Annotated in this window: 17 protein-coding genes and 2 pseudogenes; 9 read left to right on the top strand and 10 right to left on the bottom strand. The window is 71.2% G+C overall.

Annotation, left to right across the window (positions count from 1 at the left end):
• Both ACHMXE_RS20355 and ACHMXE_RS20350 read left to right on the top strand, forming a co-directional pair.
• A complete protein-coding gene (locus tag ACHMXE_RS20355) occupies positions 1–498 on the top strand; it encodes a methylated-DNA--[protein]-cysteine S-methyltransferase (RefSeq protein ID WP_203202154.1) in 498 nt (165 codons plus the stop codon).
• 64 nt (positions 499–562) lie between these two features.
• A complete protein-coding gene (locus ACHMXE_RS20350) occupies positions 563–1,495 on the top strand; it encodes a DMT family transporter (protein WP_395351004.1) in 933 nt (310 codons plus the stop codon).
• A 15-nt stretch (positions 1,496–1,510) separates the two neighbouring features.
• Here the strand turns inward: ACHMXE_RS20350 and ACHMXE_RS20345 are convergent, their stop codons facing one another.
• Entirely contained in the window at positions 1,511–2,173 is a 663-nt protein-coding gene (locus ACHMXE_RS20345) for a DUF1345 domain-containing protein (RefSeq protein WP_203202156.1), read from the bottom strand.
• Positions 2,174–2,363: 190 nt separating this feature from the next.
• Between ACHMXE_RS20345 and ACHMXE_RS20340 the strand changes: the two are divergent.
• Positions 2,364–3,121: pseudogene (locus ACHMXE_RS20340) on the top strand (c-type cytochrome).
• A 10-nt stretch (positions 3,122–3,131) separates the two neighbouring features.
• Positions 3,132–4,423: pseudogene (locus ACHMXE_RS20335) on the top strand (c-type cytochrome).
• 12 nt (positions 4,424–4,435) lie between these two features.
• On the opposite strand, the gene ACHMXE_RS20330 reads toward ACHMXE_RS20335, so the two are convergent.
• Entirely contained in the window at positions 4,436–5,740 is a 1,305-nt protein-coding gene (locus ACHMXE_RS20330) for an ATP-binding protein (protein WP_395351003.1), read from the bottom strand.
• Positions 5,737–6,477: a response regulator gene (locus ACHMXE_RS20325; RefSeq protein ID WP_395351002.1), complete on the bottom strand. Its 741-nt coding sequence runs from the start codon at positions 6,475–6,477 to the stop codon at positions 5,737–5,739. The genes ACHMXE_RS20330 and ACHMXE_RS20325 overlap by 4 nt, the downstream gene beginning before the upstream one ends.
• A 522-nt stretch (positions 6,478–6,999) precedes the next feature.
• On the opposite strand from ACHMXE_RS20325, the gene ACHMXE_RS20320 reads away from it, so the two are divergent.
• From ACHMXE_RS20320 to ACHMXE_RS20310, 3 genes are all read left to right on the top strand, one after another.
• Positions 7,000–7,113: a hypothetical protein gene (locus ACHMXE_RS20320; protein ID WP_395351001.1), complete on the top strand. Its 114-nt coding sequence runs from the start codon at positions 7,000–7,002 to the stop codon at positions 7,111–7,113.
• A 14-nt stretch (positions 7,114–7,127) separates the two neighbouring features.
• A complete protein-coding gene (locus ACHMXE_RS20315) occupies positions 7,128–8,288 on the top strand; it encodes a cytochrome c biogenesis protein DipZ (protein WP_395351000.1) in 1,161 nt (386 codons plus the stop codon).
• A gap of 190 nt (positions 8,289–8,478) precedes the next feature.
• Complete coding sequence (locus ACHMXE_RS20310) at positions 8,479–9,309, top strand: hypothetical protein (RefSeq protein ID WP_093340138.1); 831 nt, start codon at positions 8,479–8,481, stop codon at positions 9,307–9,309.
• A gap of 42 nt (positions 9,310–9,351) precedes the next feature.
• Here ACHMXE_RS20310 and ACHMXE_RS20305 read toward each other — a convergent pair whose 3' ends face one another.
• The 3 genes from ACHMXE_RS20305 to ACHMXE_RS20295 are packed head-to-tail and all read right to left on the bottom strand — an operon-like array spanning position 9,352 to position 12,877.
• Positions 9,352–10,905, bottom strand: a complete 1,554-nt coding sequence (locus ACHMXE_RS20305) for a long-chain fatty acid--CoA ligase (protein WP_395350999.1) — start codon at positions 10,903–10,905, stop codon at positions 9,352–9,354.
• A gap of 5 nt (positions 10,906–10,910) precedes the next feature.
• The gene (locus ACHMXE_RS20300) at positions 10,911–12,047 is read right to left on the bottom strand and encodes a DUF5938 domain-containing protein (protein WP_203202163.1); all 1,137 of its coding nucleotides are present in this window, start codon (positions 12,045–12,047) and stop codon (positions 10,911–10,913) included.
• A gap of 26 nt (positions 12,048–12,073) precedes the next feature.
• Positions 12,074–12,877, bottom strand: coding sequence for an SDR family NAD(P)-dependent oxidoreductase (locus ACHMXE_RS20295; RefSeq protein WP_057596297.1), 804 nt, complete (start codon positions 12,875–12,877; stop codon positions 12,074–12,076).
• Between the two features lie 212 nt (positions 12,878–13,089).
• On the opposite strand from ACHMXE_RS20295, the gene ACHMXE_RS20290 reads away from it, so the two are divergent.
• Entirely contained in the window at positions 13,090–13,773 is a 684-nt protein-coding gene (locus ACHMXE_RS20290; RefSeq protein WP_395350998.1) for a TetR/AcrR family transcriptional regulator, read from the top strand.
• Between the two features lies 1 nt (position 13,774).
• Here the strand turns inward: ACHMXE_RS20290 and ACHMXE_RS20285 are convergent, their stop codons facing one another.
• From ACHMXE_RS20285 to ACHMXE_RS20270, 4 genes are all read right to left on the bottom strand, one after another.
• The gene (locus tag ACHMXE_RS20285) at positions 13,775–14,737 is read right to left on the bottom strand and encodes a LysR substrate-binding domain-containing protein (protein ID WP_395350997.1); all 963 of its coding nucleotides are present in this window, start codon (positions 14,735–14,737) and stop codon (positions 13,775–13,777) included.
• Positions 14,738–14,828: 91 nt separating this feature from the next.
• Positions 14,829–16,388, bottom strand: coding sequence for a tannase/feruloyl esterase family alpha/beta hydrolase (locus ACHMXE_RS20280; RefSeq protein ID WP_395350996.1), 1,560 nt, complete (start codon positions 16,386–16,388; stop codon positions 14,829–14,831).
• A gap of 99 nt (positions 16,389–16,487) precedes the next feature.
• Positions 16,488–17,903: an FAD-linked oxidase C-terminal domain-containing protein gene (locus ACHMXE_RS20275; RefSeq protein WP_209545322.1), complete on the bottom strand. Its 1,416-nt coding sequence runs from the start codon at positions 17,901–17,903 to the stop codon at positions 16,488–16,490.
• Between the two features lie 74 nt (positions 17,904–17,977).
• A complete protein-coding gene (locus tag ACHMXE_RS20270) occupies positions 17,978–19,294 on the bottom strand; it encodes an MFS transporter (RefSeq protein ID WP_395350995.1) in 1,317 nt (438 codons plus the stop codon).
• 209 nt (positions 19,295–19,503) lie between these two features.
• Between ACHMXE_RS20270 and ACHMXE_RS20265 the strand changes: the two genes are divergently transcribed.
• Positions 19,504–20,481 (top strand): TIGR03571 family LLM class oxidoreductase, encoded by a 978-nt coding sequence (locus ACHMXE_RS20265; RefSeq protein WP_395350994.1) that lies wholly within the window; start codon positions 19,504–19,506, stop codon positions 20,479–20,481.
• The last annotated feature ends 25 nt before the right edge of the window (positions 20,482–20,506 follow it).

The raw sequence follows: 20,506 nt of genomic DNA, 5'->3' as shown, positions 1-20,506 counted from the left end.
ATGAAGTTCAAGAAGACCGTCATCTACACCTCGCACTTCGACAGCCCGCTCGGCGGCATCACCATGGCCGCCACCGACGCCGGCCTGGCCGGTGTCTGGTTCGACCAGCAGCGCCACTGGCCCGACACCACGGGCTGGCAGACGCGCGACGACCACCCGGTGTTCGTCGAAACGGCCGCGCAGCTGCGCGACTATTTCGCCGGCAAGCGCGACCGCTTCGAGCTGCCGCTCGACCTGTCGCACGGCACCGCGTTCCAGCAGAGCGTGTGGCAGGCACTGCTCGCGATCCCCGCGGGCGCCACCACCAGCTACGGCGCGCTGAGCGCGAACGTCGGCAACCCGGCCGCGGTGCGCGCGGTGGGCGCGGCCGTGGGCCGCAATCCGATCAGCGTGATCGTGCCCTGCCACCGGGTGCTCGGCGCCAACGGCTCGCTGACCGGCTATGCCGGCGGTCTCGAGCGCAAGAGCGCGCTGCTCGAACTCGAAGGCGTGCGGTAGGCTCGCGGGTCGGGAGCGCCCGACCTCCGGTCCGCGCGCGAAGAACACACAACGACAACACCGCATGACCACCACCTCCACCAGCGCCGCCGGCGCATCCAGGCCCAAGGGCTGGCTCGTCGACCTCGTGCTGCTCGGCGCGCTCTGGGGCGCCTCCTTCCTGTTCATGCGCATCGGCGCCGCCGAGTTCGGCGCGCTGCCGACCGCGGCCGTGCGCGTGAGCATCGCCGCGCTGTTCCTGCTGCCGATCGCGCTGCTGCGCGGCCAGGGCCCCGCGCTCGCGCGCCACTGGAAGCCCAGCTTCTCGGTCGGTGTCTTCAACTCGGGCCTGCCGTTCGCGCTGTTCAGCTTCGCGGTGCTCAGCATCAACAGCAGCCTCGCGGCCGTGCTCAACGCGGCCACGCCGATGTTCGGCGCGCTGGTGGCCTGGGCCTGGTTTCGCGAGCGGCCCGACGGGTCGCGGCTGGTCGGCCTGGTGATCGGCTTCATCGGCGTCGCCATGCTCGCCAGCGGCGGTGCCGGCCTGCACACCGGCGCCAGCAACCTCGCGGCGCTGTGGGCCATGCTGGCCTGCCTCGCGGCCTGCCTGTGCTACGGCATCTCGGCCAGCGCCACGCGGCGCTTCCTCACGGGCGTGCCGCCGCTGGCCACCGCCACCGGCAGCCAGATCGGCGCCTCGCTGTTCCTCGCCGTGCCCGCGATCTGGCTCTGGCCCGCGCAGATGCCCGGCGCGCGCGCCTGGCTCGCACTTCTCGCGCTCGGCATCGCCTGCACCGGCGTGGCCTACATCCTGTTCTTCCGGCTGATCGAACGCGCCGGGCCGGCGCGCGCGCTGACCGTGACCTTCCTGGTGCCGGTGTTCGCGGCCTTCTACGGCGCGGTGTTCCTCGGCGAGACCATCACGCAGTGGATGCTGACCTGCGCCGTGGTGATCGTCTGCGGCGTGGCGCTGTCGACCGGCCTCGTGAAGCTCTGGCCCCGCGCCGCCAAGGCCTGAAGACTTCGGCCGGGATCAGATCGCGCCGGCCACCACGTTGACCGACAGCGCGAGCACCAGCATGTTGAACGCAAAGGCCAGCACGCTGTGGATCAGCGTGATGCGCCGCATCTCGCGCGAGGTAGCCTGCACGTCCGACACCTGCGAGGTCATGCCGATCACGTAGGCGTAGTAGAGGAAGTCGAAGTAGTCGGGGTCCTGCTTGCCCGGGAAGTCCAGCCCGCCCGCGTCGGGCCCGCGGTGCTTCTCGTCGTTGTAGTAGCGGTGCGCGTAGTGGAAGGCATAGATGGAATGCATCATCAGCCACGAGCCCGCGAGCGCCACCAGCCCGAGCCCGATGTGGACCGCGCGCTCGATGCCGCTCAACTGCTTCACCTGCTGCAGCAGCATCGCGATCGCCACCACGCTCGCGCCCACCACCACCAGCATCGACACCAGGATCATCAGGTTCGGCTGGTCGAGCGACTGCGCGCGTTCGCGCGTGCGCTTGGCGTCGAAGGTGTCGGCCAGCCACCAGGTCAGCACCTGGTAGACCAGCACCGCCGCGCACCAGCCGGCCAGCCCGCGCGCCATCAGGCCCAGCGGCCAGGGGATCGCCGCGACGGCGACGCCGACGATGCCGCCATACAGCAGGCGCTGCGGACCGGTGGTGGTGGACAGGGGATGGAGCGTGGACATGGGGCGCAGCTTAGCGCCGTGGCCACGGCGCTGCGCGGTGCGGCGCGAGCGATGGGACTTTTTGTCCCAGCGTACGCCGCAACGTGCGCGCGCTGGTATGGTCACGACGTCCCCGGGGCACCGCGCCGGGCCCGACGACGCTTTCCCACGAAGCAACGACGTGCGGCCGATGCAGCCGCGCCCTTCCGCCATGAGACACGTGCGACTTCTCCCTCGACCACCGCACCACGGGCTGCGCGCCACGCTGGCTGCACTGGCCGTCGCGACCCTCGGCCTGCTCGGCCTGGTTGGTCTGCAGCCCGCGCGCGCGGCCGAACCGGCCGGCGTGCCCGACAGCATCGAGCAGCGCGTGGCCGCCTGCATCGCCTGCCATGGCCGCCAGGGCTCGACCGGCAACGCGGCCTTCTTCCCGCGGCTGGCCGGCAAGCCCGCGGGCTACCTGTTCAACCAGCTGCGCAGCTTCCGCGACGGCCGGCGCTCCAACACCGACATGAACTACATGGTGCGCCACATGTCCGACGCCTACCTGCGGAGATCGCGGACTACTTCGCCGGCCTCGACCTGCCCTATGCCGCGGTTTCGCCGACCAGCGACGCGGCCCCCGCGCAGCTCGCGCGCGGCCGCCAGCTCGCGCTCGAGGGCGACGCCACGCGCAACATCCCGGCCTGCGTGCATTGCCACGGCGCCGCGCTCACAGGCGTGCAGCCCGCCATCCCTGGCCTGCTGGGACTTCCTCGCCTCTACGTCTCCTCGCAGCTCGGCGCCTGGCTCACTAACGAGCGCCATGCGCTCGCGCCCGACTGCATGGCCGAGATCGGACGGCGCATGACCACTGCCGACATCAACGCCGTCGCGAGCTGGCTCGCGGTGCAGCCGATGCCCGCCAACCCCAAGCCGGCGTCCGCGCCGGCCGCGCCGCTGCCGATGGCCTGCGGCGGCATGCAGTGAGGCGGCGACGATGACCGCGCTCAAACGTCTTTTCTGGACCCTGCTGGTGCTCGTGCTGCTGCTGGCCGCCGTGGCCGGCGGCGTGGTCGCGCTCAACCTGCGCGGCGAGGCCGCCATTCCCGATCGGGCCGAGGCCTTCGAAGCCACGCCGCAGCGCATCGAGCGCGGCCGCTACCTCGCGCTGGCCGGCAACTGCGCGGGCTGCCACACCACGCGCGGCGGCCAGGCCTACGCGGGCGGCCTGCCGATCGAGACGCCCTTCGGCACCATCCACTCGACCAACCTCACGCCCGATGCGCAGCACGGCATCGGCGGCTGGAGCAGCGCGCACTTCTGGCGCGCGATGCACAACGGCCGCTCGAAGGACGGCCGGCTGCTCTATCCCGCCTTCCCCTATCCGAGCTTCACGCGCGTCACGCGCGAGGACTCCGACGCCATCTACGCCTACCTGCGCAGCCTGCCCGCGGCCGACACGCCGAACCGGCCGCACCGCCTGCGCTTCCCCTACGACACCCAGGCCGCGCTCGGCGTCTGGCGCGCCCTGTTCTTCACGCCGCAGAGCTTCGTCGCCGACGCGGGCAAGCCGGCCGATGGAACCGCGGCGCCTACCTGGTCGACGGCCTGGGCCACTGCATCGCCTGCCACGGCAGCCGCAATGCCTTCGGCGCCACCGAGACGCAGCGCGGCCTGTCGGGCGGGCTGATCGCGGTGCAGAACTGGTATGCGCCCTCGCTGGCCGATCCGCGCGAAGCCGGCGTGTCGGGCTGGCCCGCCACCGAGGTGGTGGCGCTGCTGAAGAACGGCAGCGCGCCGCGCGGCTCGGTGATGGGCCCGATGGCCGACGTGGTGTTCGAGAGCACGCAGCATCTGTCCGAAGCCGATCTCTCGGCGATGGCCGCCTACCTCAAGGACCTGCCGGCCGTCGCGCAGGACGCGGGCGACGCCAAGCCCGCGCGCCCCGCCACCTACCGCCGCGATGCCGGCGAGATGGCGCGCGGCAACCGTATCTACGACCAGCGCTGCGCCTACTGCCATGGCGACCAGGGCCAGGGCGCGCCGGGCGCCTACCCGCCGCTCGCGGGCAGCCGCGCCGTCAACATGGCGCGGCCCGTCAACCTGATCCAGGTCGTGAGCCATGGCGGCTTCCTGCCGACCACCGCGGGCAATCCGCGCCCCTACGGCATGCCGCCCTTCGGCGAGACGCTCGACGGCACCGACCTCGCGGCCGTGCTGACCTACATCCGCGGCTCGTGGGGCAACGACAGCGCGCCGGTCACGCAGCTCGACATCGCGCGGCGCTGAGGCGCGGCGCCGTCATTCGGGGTTCGCGGGCAGGCTCAGCAGCGCTTCCAGGCCGCCCTCGGGGCGGTTCGACAGCCGCAGCCCGCCGCCGAGCGCGGCCGCCAGCTCGCTCGCGATGGCGAGCCCCAGGCCCGTGCCGCCGGTCGCGCGGTTGCGCGACGACTCGACGCGGTAGAAGGGCTCGAGCACCCTGTGCAGCTGCGCTTCGGGAATGCCCGGTCCACTGTCGCGCACCGCGATACGCAACTCGGTGTCGGTTCTCGCCACGACGACGTGCGCGCCGCCGCCGAACTTGATCGCGTTGTCGAGCAGGTTCACGAGCGTACGTCGCAGCGCGAGCATGCGCGTTCTCAGCGGCGCGCCGGCCTGGCCCTCGAGCGCCACCTGCGCGCCGGCATCGAGCGCATCGCAGACCAGGCCGTCGAGCAGCGCATCGATGTCGACGGCGCGAAACGGCTCCTGGCCCGCATGGGCGGCCCGCGCATAGGCCAGCCCCTCTTCCACCAGCGCCTGCATCGCATCGAGATCGCCCGCCAGCCGCGCGCCGCACGGGTCGTCCTTCCAGGGCTCGAGCCGCAGCCGCATGCGCGTGATCGGCGTCTGCAGGTCGTGCGAGATGGCCGCCAGCAGCCGGTGGCGCTCGGCCAGGTGCGCATCGATGCGCCGCTGCATGTCGTTGAAGGCGCGCGCCGCCTGCACCACCTCCACCGGGCCCGCCTCCTTCAGCGCGACCGCCCGCGTGCCGGGCTTGATGGCATTCGCGGCCCGCGCCAGCGCGCCGAGCGGCCGCACCGCGACGCGCACGCCCCACCAGGTGGCGGCGCCCAGCAGCAGCACCTGCAGCGCGAGCAGGGCGATGGCACGCCCCGAGAGGCCCAGCGCGGGCGGGCGCAGCGTCAGCGTGAGCATCGTGCCGTCGGCCAGGCGCAGCGGTAGCAGCAAGGGGGCATCGGCGTCATGGCCGGGCCCGCGCAGCATCGGCCCCGTGCGCGCCTCGCCCACCGCGGCCGCCACGCTGCGCGCGAGGCTTAGCGACAGTGCATCGCCCGCGGGCGCGGCCGCCGGCGGCGCGGCGATCGCGTAGTCGTAGTTCCTGCGCGCCAGCCGCGGCAACCATGCCGCGCGCTCCGAGGGCGGCACGCGATCGAGGATCGCCAGCGCGCTCGCGACCTCGCTGCCCAGGTACGAGGCCATCATGTCGCGCGCCAGCAGGCCGCGCTCGTGCAGCAGCACCGCGAAGGTCAGCGCATGCGCCAGCGCCAGGCCCGCGAACACCACGACCGCGACCCGGCCGAACATCGTCTGCGCGCGCTTCATGTCGCCTCGGCCTCGGCACGCACTTCGCAGCAGAACACGTAGCCGGCCGCGCGCACCGTCTTGATGTAGCGCGGCTCGCGCGAGAGGTCGCGCAGCCGGCGGCGCAGGCGGCTCACCAGCAGGTCGATCGAGCGGTCGAAGGCGTCGCTGTCGCGGCCCTGGATCAGGCTCTGCAGCTGGTCGCGGTGCAGGATGCATTGCGGCCGCTCGAGCAGCACCTGCAGCAGCCGGTATTCGGCGCCCGTGAGCGCCACCAGCGTGCCGCTCGCGTCCACCAGGTGGCGCCCCAGCGTGTCGAGCCGCCAGTCGCCGAAGGCCAGGAAGCGCGGCTGCTGCGCGCGCCGCAGGTTGGGCGGCAGCATGCGCGTGCGGCGCAGCACCGAGCGGATCCGCGCGAGCAGCTCGCGCGTCGCGAAGGGCTTGGTCAGGTAGTCGTCGGCGCCCATCTCGAGGCCGAGGATCCGGTCGGCCTCGTCGGCGCGCGCGGTCAGCATCAGGATCGGAATCGGCGCCGCATCGCGCGCACGCAGGTCGCGGCACAGCGAGAGGCCGTCCTCGCCGGGCAGCATCAGGTCGAGCACGATCAGGTCCACCGCGTGGGCGGCGAGCACCGCGCGCATGCGCGCGGCATCGCAGGCCGTGCTGACGCGCAGCCCGCCCTGCGTCAGGTAGTCGCGCAGCAGCGCGAGGATCTGGCGGTCGTCGTCGACGACGAGCACATGGTCGGGGCGTTCCATCGCGGCACGATAGTCGCGGCGGCGCCTGGCGCGGCCGCGGTTTTGTATCGCAGTTTGTCCGGGCCGCGCGCGGACAAGCATTGCTACAGATCCGCCGGCTTTTCGACATCGCCGCGGCGACGCCGGCCGATGCAATGGCGGCTCCTATCACCCGTGGAGCCTCCATGCACTCGATGACTTCCGCCTGCCGCGCCCTCGCGCTCGGCCTTTTGCTCGCCGCCGCTCCGGCGGCCTTCGCCCAACCCGCCGCCGGCGATCCGCGCGGCCGCTGGATCACCGCCAACGGCAACCTCGAGGTCGAGGTCTCGGCCTGCGGCGACGCGCTGTGCGGCAGCGTCACGCAGGTGCTCGGCAATCGCTCGATGGCGCCCGAGGGCGGCGAGATGCAGGCCGTCGACACGCGCTCGCCGCTGGGCATGACGCTGCTCAAGGACTTCAGGCCCACGGCCGCCAGCGAGCCGCCCGGCGAATGGGAAGGCACCGATCTACAACCGCGAGAACGGCAAGACCTACCGCTGCCGCATGTCGGTCGCCACCGCATCGATCGCCGCCGGCGAGCTGGTGCTCCATGCCTATGTCGGCCTGCCCCTGTTCGGCAAGACGCAGCGCTGGACCCGCGCACCGGCGCGCCACTGAAGCAAGGCCGGCACATGCTGCAAACCCTGCTCGCCCTCGGCGCCGGCGTCGCGACCGTCGGCAGTCCCTGCATCCTGCCGATGCTGCCCCTGCTGCTCGGCGCCACGCTCGCACCCGCCGGGACGTCCGCGCGCACCGCATCGCTGCGGCCGCTGCTGATCGTGGCCGGCTTCGTGCTGTCGTTCGCCGCCGCCGCGCTGGCCTTCGGCGCCTCGACGCGCGTGCTCGGCCTCTCGCCGCAGGCGCTGCGCGACGCGAGCATCGCGGTGCTGCTGGCCTTCGGGCTGCTGCTGTCGTGGCCGCGCCTGCTCGACCGCCTGGCCGCGCCGCTGGGCTTTCTCGCCGATGCCGGGCAGAGGCTCGGCGACCGCGCCGGTGCCAGCCATGGCGGCGCGCTGCTGCTGGGCGCGAGCCTGGGCCTGCTGTGGACGCCCTGCGCCGGCCCCGTGCTGGCCTCGGTGCTCACCCTGATCGCGACCGAGGAGCAATCGTGGACCGCTGCCTGGCTGCTGCTGATGTACGCCATCGGCGCCGGCGTGCCGATGCTCGCCATCGCCTACGGCGGACAGACAGCGAGCGCGCGGATCCGCGTCGTGGCGAAGCACATGCACGCCCTGCGCCGCGTGTTCGGCCTGCTGATGATGGCGACCGCTTTGGCCATGGCCCTGCGGGTCGACACGCAGCTGTCGGCGTGGCTGTCGCGCGCCGCGTGGTCCTCGGGCGGTTCGTCCTCCGCGGCGTCCGTCACGACGGCGCCGGACTTCGTCGGCATCGACCAGTGGTTCAACTCGCCCGCGCTCACGATCGAGGGCCTGCGCGGCCAGGTCGTGCTGGTCGACTTCTGGACCCACGGCTGCGTCAACTGCGTCAACACCCTGCCCCACCTGCGCGAATGGGCCCGGCGCTACCGCGAGCGCGGCCTGGTGGTCGTCGGCGTGCACACGCCCGAGTTCGCGTTCGAGCGCGACGCGGCAGGGCTGCAGTCGGCGATCCGGCGCCACGGCATCGACTACCCCGTGGCGCAGGACAACCGCTACAGGACCTGGAAGGCATGGGGCACCGCGTACTGGCCCAGCCTCTATCTCGTCGATCGCACGGGGCGCGTGGTCTTCCGCCACGTGGGCGAAGGCGACTACGAACACATCGAGCGGCAGATCGAGCAGGCGCTGCAATGACGCAGGTGCGGACCAACAGGCGCATGGCCCCTTCTCCTACAAGCACCGTCGCCATCGACGCATAGGCGCGTGCGCGCTCTCTTATTAACTTGTGGGTCATCAACAGGGAGCAGCACCTCAGGAAGCCGAGCAACGCGCAAGGTCCGGGGTTTCCTTTTTTTTGCCTTTCATCCTTCGAAGGACCTTCTTCATGCCCTTGCTTCGCTCGCGCGCCCGCGGCCACGCCACCCTCGTCGCCGCCCTGGCCGGCAGCGGACTGCTCGCAGCCGCCACGCCCGCCCTCGCCGACCCGTCGCCGGCGCTCGACCGCTTCAGTCTTTCCGTCGGTGCCTATGGCGCCGATCCCAAGTTCGACGCCTCGGTGGGCACGCCCTACGGGTCGCTGCACACCGGCGACATCAAGCCCGGCCGCGTGACCATGCCGCGCATCACGGCCGACGTGCTGCTCGGCGACACGCAGGGCATCTCCTTCGACTACTTCCGCTACAAGCGCGACTACTTCGGCGGCCTCTCGGGCGCCAGCTCGCTCGGCGGCTTCGGCACCATCGCGGCCTTCGGCAACGCCAACGTCGACACGCAGGTCGACTTCGCCAAGCTCTCGTACAAGTGGTGGATCGGTTCGGGCAACACGGTGCTGGGCCTCGGCGCCGGCGCGGCCTACTACCGCATCAAGCTCGGCGTGAGCGCGCTCGCGGGCGTCAACGGCCAGTACGGCACCTTCAGCGAAAGCTCGAGCCGCGACGCGATCGCGCCGCTGCTCGAGATCGGCGTGCGCCACGCGATCACGCCCGACCTGCGCCTGTTCGCCGACGCCTCGGGCGTGTGGAAGAACGGCGGCAGCTCGCACGGCAACATCTACAACGCCGCGGCCGGCGTGGAGTGGTTCCCGGTGAAGAACGTGGGCCTGGTGCTGGCCTACAACGTGACCAACATCGACATCACGCGCGACAGCGGCACGGCCGACGCGCGGCTGAAGATCCGCCTGCAGGGGCCGACGGCCTCGCTCAAGGCGCGCTTCTGATCGTGGGCCGATCGGCGGCGCAGCGCCGCCGATCTCTTTGCTCTAGTCGCCCGGCTCGCGGGTCAAGGTCGCGAGCAGGATGGTGCGCACGTCCTTCTTGAGCACCTTGCCGACCTTCGAGCGCGGCAGGTCGGCCCACACCTCCACCTGCTTGGGCGCCTTCACGCTGCCGATGCGCGCCTTCACGAAAGCCTTGATCGCCTCGGCATCGATGCTGCGGCCCGCGTGCGGCTGCAGCACGGCCACCACGCGCTCGCCCCATTTCTCGTCGGGCAGGCCGATCACCGCGCTGTCCTGCACGTCGGGATGCTGCATCAGCGCCTGCTCGACCTCGGCCGAATAGACGTTGAAGCCGCCCGAGATGATCATGTCCTTGGCGCGGTCGACGATGTAGAGGAAGCCGTCGCCGTCGAGCCGGCCGATGTCGCCCGTGTGGTGCCAGCCGAAGCGCGAGGCCTCCTGCGTGGCCTTCGGGTCCTTGTAGTAGCCCTGCATCACGAGCGAGCCGCGCACCACGATCTCGCCGCTCTCGCCCGTGGGCAGCAGCGCGCCCTCGGCATTCATCACGCCCACCTGCACCAGCGGCCCGGGCCGGCCCGCCGAGGCGAGGCGATGCCGGGCCACCGAGCCGTCGGCATTGAAGTGATCGCGCGGCGACATCATCGAGATCATCATCGGCGCCTCGGTCTGGCCGAAGAGCTGGGCCATCACCGGGCCGATCTTCGTGAGCGCCTCCTCGAGCCGCGCGGCCGACATCGGTGCCGCGCCGTACCAGAAGCACTGCAGCGAATCGCGCTTCGTCGCCGCGAGCTCGGGATGCTGCAGCAGCATGTAGATCAGCGTCGGCGGCAGGAAGGCGTGGGTGATGCGGTGGCGCTCGATCAGCGCGAGGAACTCGCCGAGGTCGGGCTTGGGCATGATGACCACGCGCCCGCCGAGCGCCATCACCGGCAGGCACAGCACGCCGGCCGCGTGCGTGAGCGGCGCGAGCGCGAGGTAGGCCGGCCGGCCCTCGAAGGGATAGCCCATCAGCGTGAGCGCCGACATCGCCTCGAGGTTGCGCCCCGTGAGCATCACGCCCTTGGGCTGGCCCGTGGTGCCGCCGGTGCCAGCGATCATCGCCACGTCGTCGGGCGGCGCGATGTCGAGGGGCGCGTCGTCCAGGCCCTCGAGCCAGTCGTCCATCGAGGGCGCGAACGGTTGCCGCGCATCGAGGCAGACCAGCGCGCGCAGCTTGGGCAGCTGCGAACGCATCTGCTCGACCATGGGCGCGTAGTTGCCGTGGAACACCAGGCAGGCGCAGTCGAAGGCATCGAGCACGAAGGCGTTCTCGCTCGCTTCGTTGCGCGGATTGATCGGGCACCACACGCAGCCCGCGCGCGAGATGCCGAACACCGTGGCGAAGGCCATCGCATCGTTGCTCGAGAGCACGGCCACCTTGTCGCCGGGCTCGAGGCCCTCGCGCCGCAGGCCGCGCGCCACGCGCCAGCTGATGCGCTGCACCTGGCCATAGCTGAGGTCGGCCTCGCCCAGGGTCAGGCAGGGCGCGTCGGCGCCCAGCTGGGCGCCCTTGTCGAGGTAGTCGACGAGACGCATCGGGGTCAGCCCATGCGCGTGAGCACGGGTTCCTGCACCAGGCCGAATCCACGCAGCGCGCCCAGCAGCTCGCGGTGGCCGAAGGCCTGGCAGCCCGAGGCGAAGCCCGCGCGGCGCGGCGGCTGCTGCAGCAGCGACGCGGCCGCATAGGCCTGCAGCAGGCCGGTCTGCTTGTAGTTGCAGTTGCCGAAGATCACGCAGTGCACGCGGCCCAGCGGACCGGAGGCATGCACCGAGTCGACCGACTTGTTGATGCGCGGGTTCTCGCGCGGCGGCATGGTGTTCATCACGCTCGAGGCGGTCTTGGCCAGCGCCTCGTAGCGGTCCTGCTCGTTCATGCCTTCGGTGGCCTCGAGCGCGGCCGCCACGATCTGCGGCACGCCCATCATCAGCGGCTTGTTGAAGACGCCGCCGAGCACCTTGACGTTGGCCACGCGCGGATCGCGCTTGAACCACACCGGGTGCGAGGTGCCGCCCCAGGGCAGCGCGAGCGCGGCCTCGTGCTGGCCCGGGATCGACAGGTGGTAGAGGCCGGCGTCGGGCTGCCACTCGACGTACTCGTTCTGCTCGAGGTAGTAGGCCTTCGACGTCGCTGCATTGACGAGGATGGTCTGCGTCGACGCGATGGTCGGGCTGCCGCCCCAGAACACGGCGATGTCGAGCGTGTCGAGCCCGGGCGTCTCGAGGCACAGCTGGGCCGCGATCTCGCCCGTGGTGTACATGTGGGCCAGGCCCGGCGAGAGCAGCAGGCCGGCGGCGGCGAACCTGGCGCCCCATTGCTGGTCGAGCGTGATCAGCCAGTCCTGCTCGCCCGTGGTGTCGGTGTAGTGGCAGCCGGCGTTGAGACAAGCCTCCACCACCTCGGGGCCGAATTTGGCGAACGGCCCCACGGTGTTGAGCACCACCGAGGCGCCGGTGAAGAGCTCGGTGAGCGCCGCCACCGAATGCGCCACTTCCACCACCTCGTAGCGGGCGGTCTCGATGCCGGGCACGTTCGACTTCATCGCGGCGTCGAGCTTCTCCTGGCTGCGGCCCGCGGCGATGAACGGGATGTTGTACTCGCGCAGGTACTCGCAGACCAGCCGCCCGGTGTAGCCCGAGGCGCCGTACACGATGACCGGCTTCTTGTTCTTGCTGCTCATTTCTTGTCTCTCCTTGTCTTGATCGATCACATGCCCATGCCGCCGTCCACCGCGATGCCGGCGCCGGTGATGAACCGGGCCGCGTCGGAGCAGAGGAAGACCACCACGTCGGCCATGTCGCCGACCTCGCCGAGCCGGCCCAGCGGCGTCTGGCCGATCACGTCGCCGACGGCCGCTTCCACGCTGGGCGCGAGGCCCGCGGCGACGATGTCGTTCGCGAGCTTCATGCCCATGTCGGTGGGCACCAGCCCCGGGTAGATGCAATTGACGCGCACGCCGTAGCCCAGCTTGCCGGACTCCATCGCGGCCACGCGGGTCGCGCGGTCGACCGCCGACTTGGTGGCCGAGTAGCCCGCGATGGCCGGAAAGGCGATGGTCGCGGCGACCGAGGCGATGTTGACCACCGCGCCGCCCGCGCCCGCGGCGCCGCCGGGACGCATCGCGCGGAACGCGTGTTTCATGCCGAGCAGGGTGCCGGCCACGTTCACGTCGAGCATGCGGCGCAGGTCCTCGGCCTGCACGTCGACCACCAGCGAGGTGATCTCGATGCCCGCGTTGTTGACCACGATGTCGAGCCCGCCGAGCTCCTTCACCGTGGTCTCGACGGCCGCGGCCCAGGCCGCGTCGTCGGTGACGTCGAGCGGCACGAAGCCCGCCTTCGCCCCGCCGGACGAGAGGCGCTGGGCGGTCGCGCGCCCCACGTCGGCGAGCACGTCGCCAATCATCACCGCCGCGCCGGCCTCGGTCAGCGCCTGCGCGATGCTGGCGCCGATGCCGCGCGCGCCACCCGTCACGAGCGCCTTGCGCCCCTTCAGATCGAACTGTCCCATCGCTTGTCTCCTGTGGTCTGGTTGTGAGATGGAGCGGCCATCCTAGAAATCGTCTTGACGAGTGTCAAGATTTTCTTTGACGACTGTCCAGATTTTCTAGAATGGGTCCCGCACGGGCTGGAACGCCGTTTCGCACGGGCGTGCCATGCGTGCTATGGTTTGCAGATCAACGGACAACGAGAGCGGCCCGCGCATCGCGCGGCGCGGTGGAAATGACGACACGACAGCAGGAACAACCGTCGACGGCCCGGGTGCCGAAGGCCAGGGTCGACAAGTTCGAGGAACGACGCGCCGAGCTCGGCGAGGCCGCGCTGACCACGCTCGCGACGCTCGGCTACGCGCGCACCAGCCTGCGCGAGATTGCGCAGAACACAGAGTTCTCGCACGGCGTGCTGCACTACTACTTCAGCGACAAGGTCGATCTGATCGTCTGCAGCGTGAAGCAGTACAAGGCGCGCTGCGTCAAGCGCTACGACCACGCGGTCGACAGCGCCACCACCTTCGACGAGCTGGTGGAAGGCTTCCTGCGGAGCCTGGCCGACACGCTGCGCGACGAGGGCCACATGCACCGCCTCTGGTACGACCTGCGTTCGCAGGCGCTGTTCGAGGCCGCCTTCCGCGACGACGTGACCGAGATCGACAGGAGCCTCGAGGCAATGATCTGGCGCATCATGGTCCGCTTCGAGGAGCTCGCGGGCGTGCCCACGGGCCTGCCGCCCGCCGCGGCCTATTCGCTGTTCGACGGCCTGTTCCAGCAGGCGCTGCTGCGCCACCTGTCGGGCGAGGCCGATGCGGCCGAGCGCATGAAGGACGACGTGCGCGCGGCGATCCTGCGCCTGTTCCCGCGGCCCGCCGAGCTCCGCAAGCCGGCGGCCGCGCGCAAGCGCCGCGCCTGACTCAGGCCTTCGTCTTCTTCGCGGTCTGCACCGCGCGCGCGCCGGCCCATTCGCCCGACGCGCACAGCCCCTGCATCACCTCGGCGATCAGCGCGCAGATCGCGCGCTTGGCATTGCTGGTCGGCAGGTGCTGCGAGACGCACAGCCCCAGCGTGCGGAACATCGCGGGCGAGGCGATGCGGTGCGCCGCGAGCCGCCCTTCGCTGACCTCGCGCTGCGCGAGGCCCAGCGGCATGATGGTCGGCCCGAGCCCCGCCTCGACCGCGGCCTTGAGCGTGTAGACCGAATTGATCTCGGCCGCCACGCGCGCGGCCGGCTGGCCCGCGGCCTCGAGCACCGCATCGACCAGCCAGCGCGTGCAGTGCCCGTGCGCATTGGCGGGCCACACCAGCGGCCGCGCGGTCGCCTGCGCGATGCTCACCTCGCCCTCGGGCAGCGCATGCGGGCTCTGCGGCGATTCGAGGAACACGAAGTCCTCCTCCACCAGCGGCGTGAAGGCCACGTCGTCGGCGGGCATGGTGGGCGAGAACACGGCCACGTCGACCCGGCCGCGCGTGAGCTGGTCGGCCATGTTGCCCGTGAGTTCCTCGTTGAGGTGAAGCACCACGTCGGGATAGCGGCGCGCGGCCGCGCGCATCAGCGGCAGCGCGATCATCGGCGACACGCTCTGCGGCAGGGCCGCCACCACCGAGCCCACCACCGCGTCGGCGGCCACGCGCACCGCGGCGCGCGCGTCGCTGACCTGCTTGGTGATGCCCTGCGCGTACTCGTAGAACACCTTGCCGGCCTCGGTCATCGCCACGCCGTTGCGGCTGCGCAGCAGCAAGGGGGTGTCGAGCTCGGCCTCGAGTTCGGCCATCTGCTTGCTCAGCGCCGACTGCGCCACGTAGAGTTGCTGCGCGGCGCGCGAGAGGCTGCCGCAATCGACGATGGCAACGAAATACTTGAACTGGCGCAGTTCCATCGGCGGGGGTCTCCGGCCATTCGCCACAGGGTTGCGGGAACGGCCGGCCATTCTAGGCCGCGCCCTCGCGGCCCCCGGGTCGGACGAGGCCTTAGTTCACGCAATCGAAGCTTGCCGCATCCTTCGTATTGCCCGCGCCCTTGTAGCGCGGGTACGCGGGGTATTTGCACATCGGCCGCGCGAGCGCCGTGGCGCCCGTGCCTGCCTCGAGCTTGCGCTGCACCAGGCCCTGCGCCGACGCGGGCACGCCCTGCTCGACCCAGGTCGCCATCGCCTTCAGCAGGTCGACCTTGTCGGCGCCCGGCCCGCCCGCGCAGTGGCCGACGCCCGGCGCGAGGAATAGCTCGACGGTCTGGTCGGCCTTGGCCTGTCCGAGCTTGCCGACCACCTGGTCGTAGTAGCGCGAGGTGTCGCGCGCGCTCACCGAGGTGTCGTTGGTGCCGTTCCACAGGATCAGCTTCGCGCCGCGCGCATGCAGCCGCTCGAGGTCGGGATCGGCCGCGCTGAACAGGCCGCCGACCACGCCCATGCGCATGAGCCACTGGTCGGGGTTCCAGGCCAGCGTATCGAAGGCCGGGTCCTGCGTGATGAACGAGCGCACGAAGCCGTCCGAGAACATGCCCTGGATCGAGTTGCCGCCGAGCGCTGCCTGCGGCCAGATGTACGAGCCCCAGCCATCGGACGTGTTCTCGAGGCCGAAGTTGTAGCCCGGATGCGACCAGGCCCCGTCGGACGTGGCGACCGGCGAGGTGACGGTCTTCACCGTGGCGATCTGCGCGTCCGACAGGCAGGCATCGCCGGTGTCGGCGCCGCCCGCGCAGCGCAATGGCGCGGGGTCGTAGTTGCAGGCCGCGGGCTTCGAGACGATGCCGTCGGCCACGCCGTCGAGCGCATCGCACTGCGCGAGCACCGCGTTGGCCAGCAGGGTCTGCTTGGCCGGGTTCAGCGTGTTCGCCGGCACGCGCACCTGCTTCGAGATGCGGTTGAACTGCACGAACAGGCCCATGATGTTGCCGGCCGGCGCGCGCGCGACGATACCGTCGAAGTCCTCGGGGAAGCGCTGCGCGAGCATCAGCGCATCGTGGCCGCCCATCGAGCAGCCCTCGAAGTAGCTGCGCGCGGGGCCGCTGCCGAAGAAGGCCGCGATCAGCTCCTTGCCCGGCGGCAGCGCGCGGTGCTCCGATTGCTGCGTGAAGTCGAGCAGCTTCGCGGGATCGGCCGCGAAGCGCGCCGCGAAGTAGCCCGCGTCGCGCACGCCGGGATAGTCGTAGCCGCCGTTGGTGCCGATGGTGGCGTAGCGCTCGCTGAAGATCGAGGCGCTGAACTGCGGATCGGCCGCGCTGGGCAGCGCGCCGTCGAAGCCGCCACCGCCGATGAAGGCCAGCTTGCCGTTCCAGCCCGAGGTCGGCAGCCGCGCCTCGAAGCGCAGGCTCGAGCCCTGGAAGCTCGCGGTGAGCACGCAGTACTCGGGCTGCACGCCGGTGGCGGCGACCAGCTTCGCGTCGTCGACGCGCACCGCGCCTTCGGCGACGGATCGGCCCTTGAACGCGGGGCATTTCTCGGCCAGCGACTGCGCGGGCGGCGGTGCCGCCGGTGGCGCGCTCGCCGGTGGCGCGAGCGGCACGAAGCCGGCCCCCGCCGCCCCCGCCACCACATCCCGCCATCAACGCAGCCGCGGCCATCGCGACCCGAGTGTTCCTGTGCAGATGCTTCATCGTCCTGTCTCCTGTGTTGTCGTCTTCGGATGCATTCAGAGCGTGGCGTGGTCCACGACCTTGCCGGGATTGAAGATGTCGTGCGGATCGAGCGCGCGCTTGATCGCGCGCATCAGCCCCACCGCCTGCGCGCCGTGCTCCTCGACCAGGTACTGCATCTTGTGCAGCCCCACGCCGTGCTCGCCGGTGGAGGTGCCGCCATGGCGCAGCGCGCGCTGCACCAGCCGGTGGCTGAAGGCCTCGGCGGCCGCGTTCGCGGCGGCATCGTCGGGGTCGACCAGCACCAGACAATGGAAATTGCCGTCGCCCACGTGCCCGAACACCGGCGCCAGCAGCCCGTGCTCGGCGATGTCGGCCTGGGTCTCGTCGATGCACTGCGCGAGCGCCGACAGCGGCACGCAGGCATCGGTCGTGAGGCTGCGGCAGCCGGCCTGGAGCTGCAGGCAGGCGAAGTAGGCGTGATGGCGCGGCGTCCACAGCCGCGAGCGCTCTTCCTGCCGCAGCGCCCACTGGAAGGCGCCGCCGCCATGGCCGGCCACGATCTCGCGCACCAGCTCGGCCTGTTCGTCGATCTGCGCCTTGCTCGCGCCGAACTCGAGGAACAGCGTCGGCTGCTCGGCCAGCGTGGTGCGGCTGTGGGCGTTCACGGCGCGGATCGTCAGCGCATCGAGCATCTCGGCGCGCGCGAGCGGCACGCCGAGCTGGATCGCCTCGATCACCACGTCGACCGCCGCGCGCACCGAGGGGAAATGCACCACCGCCGCCGCATGCGCCTCGGGATGCGGATGCAGCCGCACCGTGGCCTCGGTGATCAGGCCCAGCGTGCCTTCGGAACCGCAATACAGCTGCGTGAGGTTGTAGCCGGCCGAGCTCTTGCGCGCCTGCGTCGCGGTGCGCACCACTTCGCCGTCGGCCGTCACCACCGTGAGGTTCACGAGGTTGTCGCGCATGGTGCCGTAGCGCACGGTGTTCGTGCCCGAGGCGGCGGTGGCGACCATACCGCCGATCGAGGCGTCGGCACCGGGGTCGACCGAGAAGAAGAAGCCGCTGTCCGCGAGCGCCGCGTTGAGCTGGCCGCGCGTCACGCCGGCCTCGACCGTGGCCGTGAGGTCGCCGCCGCGGATCGCGAGCACGCGGTTCATGCGCGAGAAGTCGATGCACACGCCGCCCTGCACCGCGAGCAGGTGGCCTTCGACCGACGAACCCACGCCGAAACCGATCACCGGCACGCGTTCGCGCGCACAGGCGCGCACCACGAAGGCCACTTCGTCGGTGCTCTGCACGAACACCACCGCGTCGGGCGGCTGCGGTGCATAGGCCGATTCGTCGGTGCCGTGCTGCAGCAGCACGGCCTGGCTGGTCGACAGGCGTTCCTCGAAACGCCGTTGCAGGAGCGCGAGCAGTTCGGCCGAAGGCGAACGACGCGCAGGGGAGATCACGACCGCATCCATGGGGTGGGACTTTCTGTGGGGAATCGGGAATGAAGCGCCGCGGACGAACGCCGCGGCGCGAAAAAGACGAAGACTCAGCGCCGCGCGGCGGCCGGCTTGACCAGCAGCACCAGCACCGCGCCCGCCACCAGCAGGCCCGCGAGCATGTGCAGGCCCGCGTCGGTGCTCTGCGTCGCGTCCTTGATCAGGCCGATGAGGAAGGGCGCGCTGAAGCCCGAGAGGTTGCCGAAGGAGTTGATCAACGCGATGCCCGCGGCGGCGGCGGCACCGCCCAGGAAGGCCGTCGGCATGCCCCAGAAGATCGGCAGGGTCGACATGATGCCCATGGTGGCCAGCGTGAGCCCGGCCATGGCGAGCACCGCGTTGCCGTGGAAGGCCACGCTGAGCACCAGCCCGATCGCGCCCACGATCGCGGCCAGCGCGCTGTGCCAGCGGTACTCGAGCCGGCGGTCGGCGCTGCGCGCCATCAGGTACATCGCGACCACGCCGAAGGTCCAGGGGATGGCGCTCAACAGGCCGATGTCGAGCGCGCCCTTCACGCCGATCGCCTTGATGATGCTCGGCAGCCAGAACGAGATGCCGTACAGGCCCGAGGTGTAGGCGAAGTACACCAGCGCCAGCAGCCAGACGCGGCCATTGCCCAGCACCTCGAGGATGCGCGGCTCGGCCTTGCCCTGGTTCTCGGCCGCGATGTCGCGCGCGATCAGTTCGCGCTCGGCGGTGCTGAGCCACTGCGCGTCCTTCACGCGGTCGTCGAGGTAGCGCCACACGAGCAGGCCCAGCGCCACGGTCGGCAGGCCCTGCAGCAGAAAGAGCCATTGCCAGCCGGCCCAGCCGTTGACGCCGCCCATGCCCTGCAGGATCCAGCCCGAGATCGGGCCGCCGAGGATGCCCGCGAACGGGATCGCCGCGAGGAACAGCGAGGTCGCCTTGCTGCGCCGCGCGGCCGGGTACCAGTAGGTCAGGTACAGGATGATCCCGGGGAAGAAGCCCGCCTCGGCCGCGCCCAGCAGGAAGCGGATCACGTAGAAGGACATCGGCGAGCTCACGAACATGGTGCCGGCCGACAGCAGGCCCCAGGTGATCATGATCCGCGCGATCCAGCGGCGCGCGCCCACGCGGTGCAGCACCACGTTGCTCGGCACCTCGAACAGGAAGTAGCCGATGAAGAAGATGCCCGCGCCCAGGCCGTACACCGCCTCGCTGAACTGCAGGTCGCCCTGCATCTGCAGCTTGGCGAAGCCGACGTTGACGCGGTCGAGGTAGGCCACGATGTAGCAGACGAAGAGCAGCGGGATGAGCCGCCAGCCGACCTTGCGGTAGACGGCATCGGCGCCGCCGTCCTCTTGCGCCGCCGCTGCCCGGGGCCGTGTGATCGCGCTCGTGTTCATGGGGTGGGTGTCTCGCTGTGCTGGTGATTCGGTGCGCCGATGGTCGCGGCGGCACGCGAAGGCACCGCAGCGGGTTTACGCGCAAGATTCATATGGATTGAAGATCGGCGCATCTCCGATCGAGATGCTTGGCGCGGCGGCCTTATCCCCACGCGATGCCGGCCGCGATGCGCGTGCGATCATTTCCTTCGCCCCACCTCCCGCCGCCCATGCCCTCCTTCAACCGCGCCTACCAGCAGACCCTCCAGGCCGGCCGACTCACGCTCGGCCTCATGACACCGATCGCGCGCCCCGACGATGCGATGGCCGACCTGGCCGTCGAGCGCGATCTCGCGCAGCGCGCCGACGCGCTGGGCTTCGCGGCGCTGTGGACGCGCGACGTGCCGGTGCTCGCGCCGCAGGGCGAACGGATGATGCCCACGGCGCCGCTCGACGAGCCCTTCCTCTGGCTCGCCACGCTGGCCGCGGCCACGCAGCGCATCGCGCTCGGCACGGCCGCCGCGGTGATGCCGCTGCGCCAGCCGCTGCATCTGGCCAAGGCCGCGCTGTCGCTGAACCGGCTGTCGGGCGAGCGCTTCATCCTCGGGCTCGGTTCGGGCGACCGCGAGGCCGAGTTCGCGATCTTCGGCGAGGACATCGCGCAGCGCGCCGAGACCTTCCGCGAGCGCTGGACGCTGGTGCGCTCCGCCCTTTCCCCGCTGGCTGCCGAACGCGCCGCGCTGCGCGAGGCCACGGCGGGCCACGAGCTGATGGCGGCACCGGCCGAACGCATCGGCATGGTGGTGGTGGGGTCGGCGCGGCAGTCGCTGCAATGGACCGCGTCCCATGCCGATGGCTGGGCCACCTACCATCGCGACGAGGCGCGCCAGCAGGGCCGCATCGGCCTGTGGCAGACCGCGCTGCGCGAGCGCGCGGGCGGCGAGGCCAAGCCCTTCATCCAGTCGCTGCAGCTCGAGCTGCTCGAGCGTGCCGACGCGCCGGCCGAGCCGATCGAGCTGGGCCTGCGCACCGGGCGCGACGCCTTGGTGGCCTACCTCGACCGGCTGGAGGACACGGGCGTGGCCCACGTGCTGATGAACATCGCGCGCGGGCCGCGCGATGCGCGCGAGATCGTGGAGGAACTCGGGCGCGAGGTGCTGCCGCGTCTGAAGAGCGCGGCCACTCGTTCCCCTACCCGTTCACGCTGAGCCTGTCGAAGCGCCGCGCAAGGCT

Origin of the sequence: Variovorax sp. UC122_21 (genome assembly GCF_044056785.1) — a bacterium.
GTDB lineage: Bacteria > Pseudomonadota > Gammaproteobacteria > Burkholderiales > Burkholderiaceae_C > Variovorax.
The sequence above is the reverse complement of the archived record's forward strand: the minus strand, read 5'-3'. Positions and strand labels throughout refer to the sequence as shown.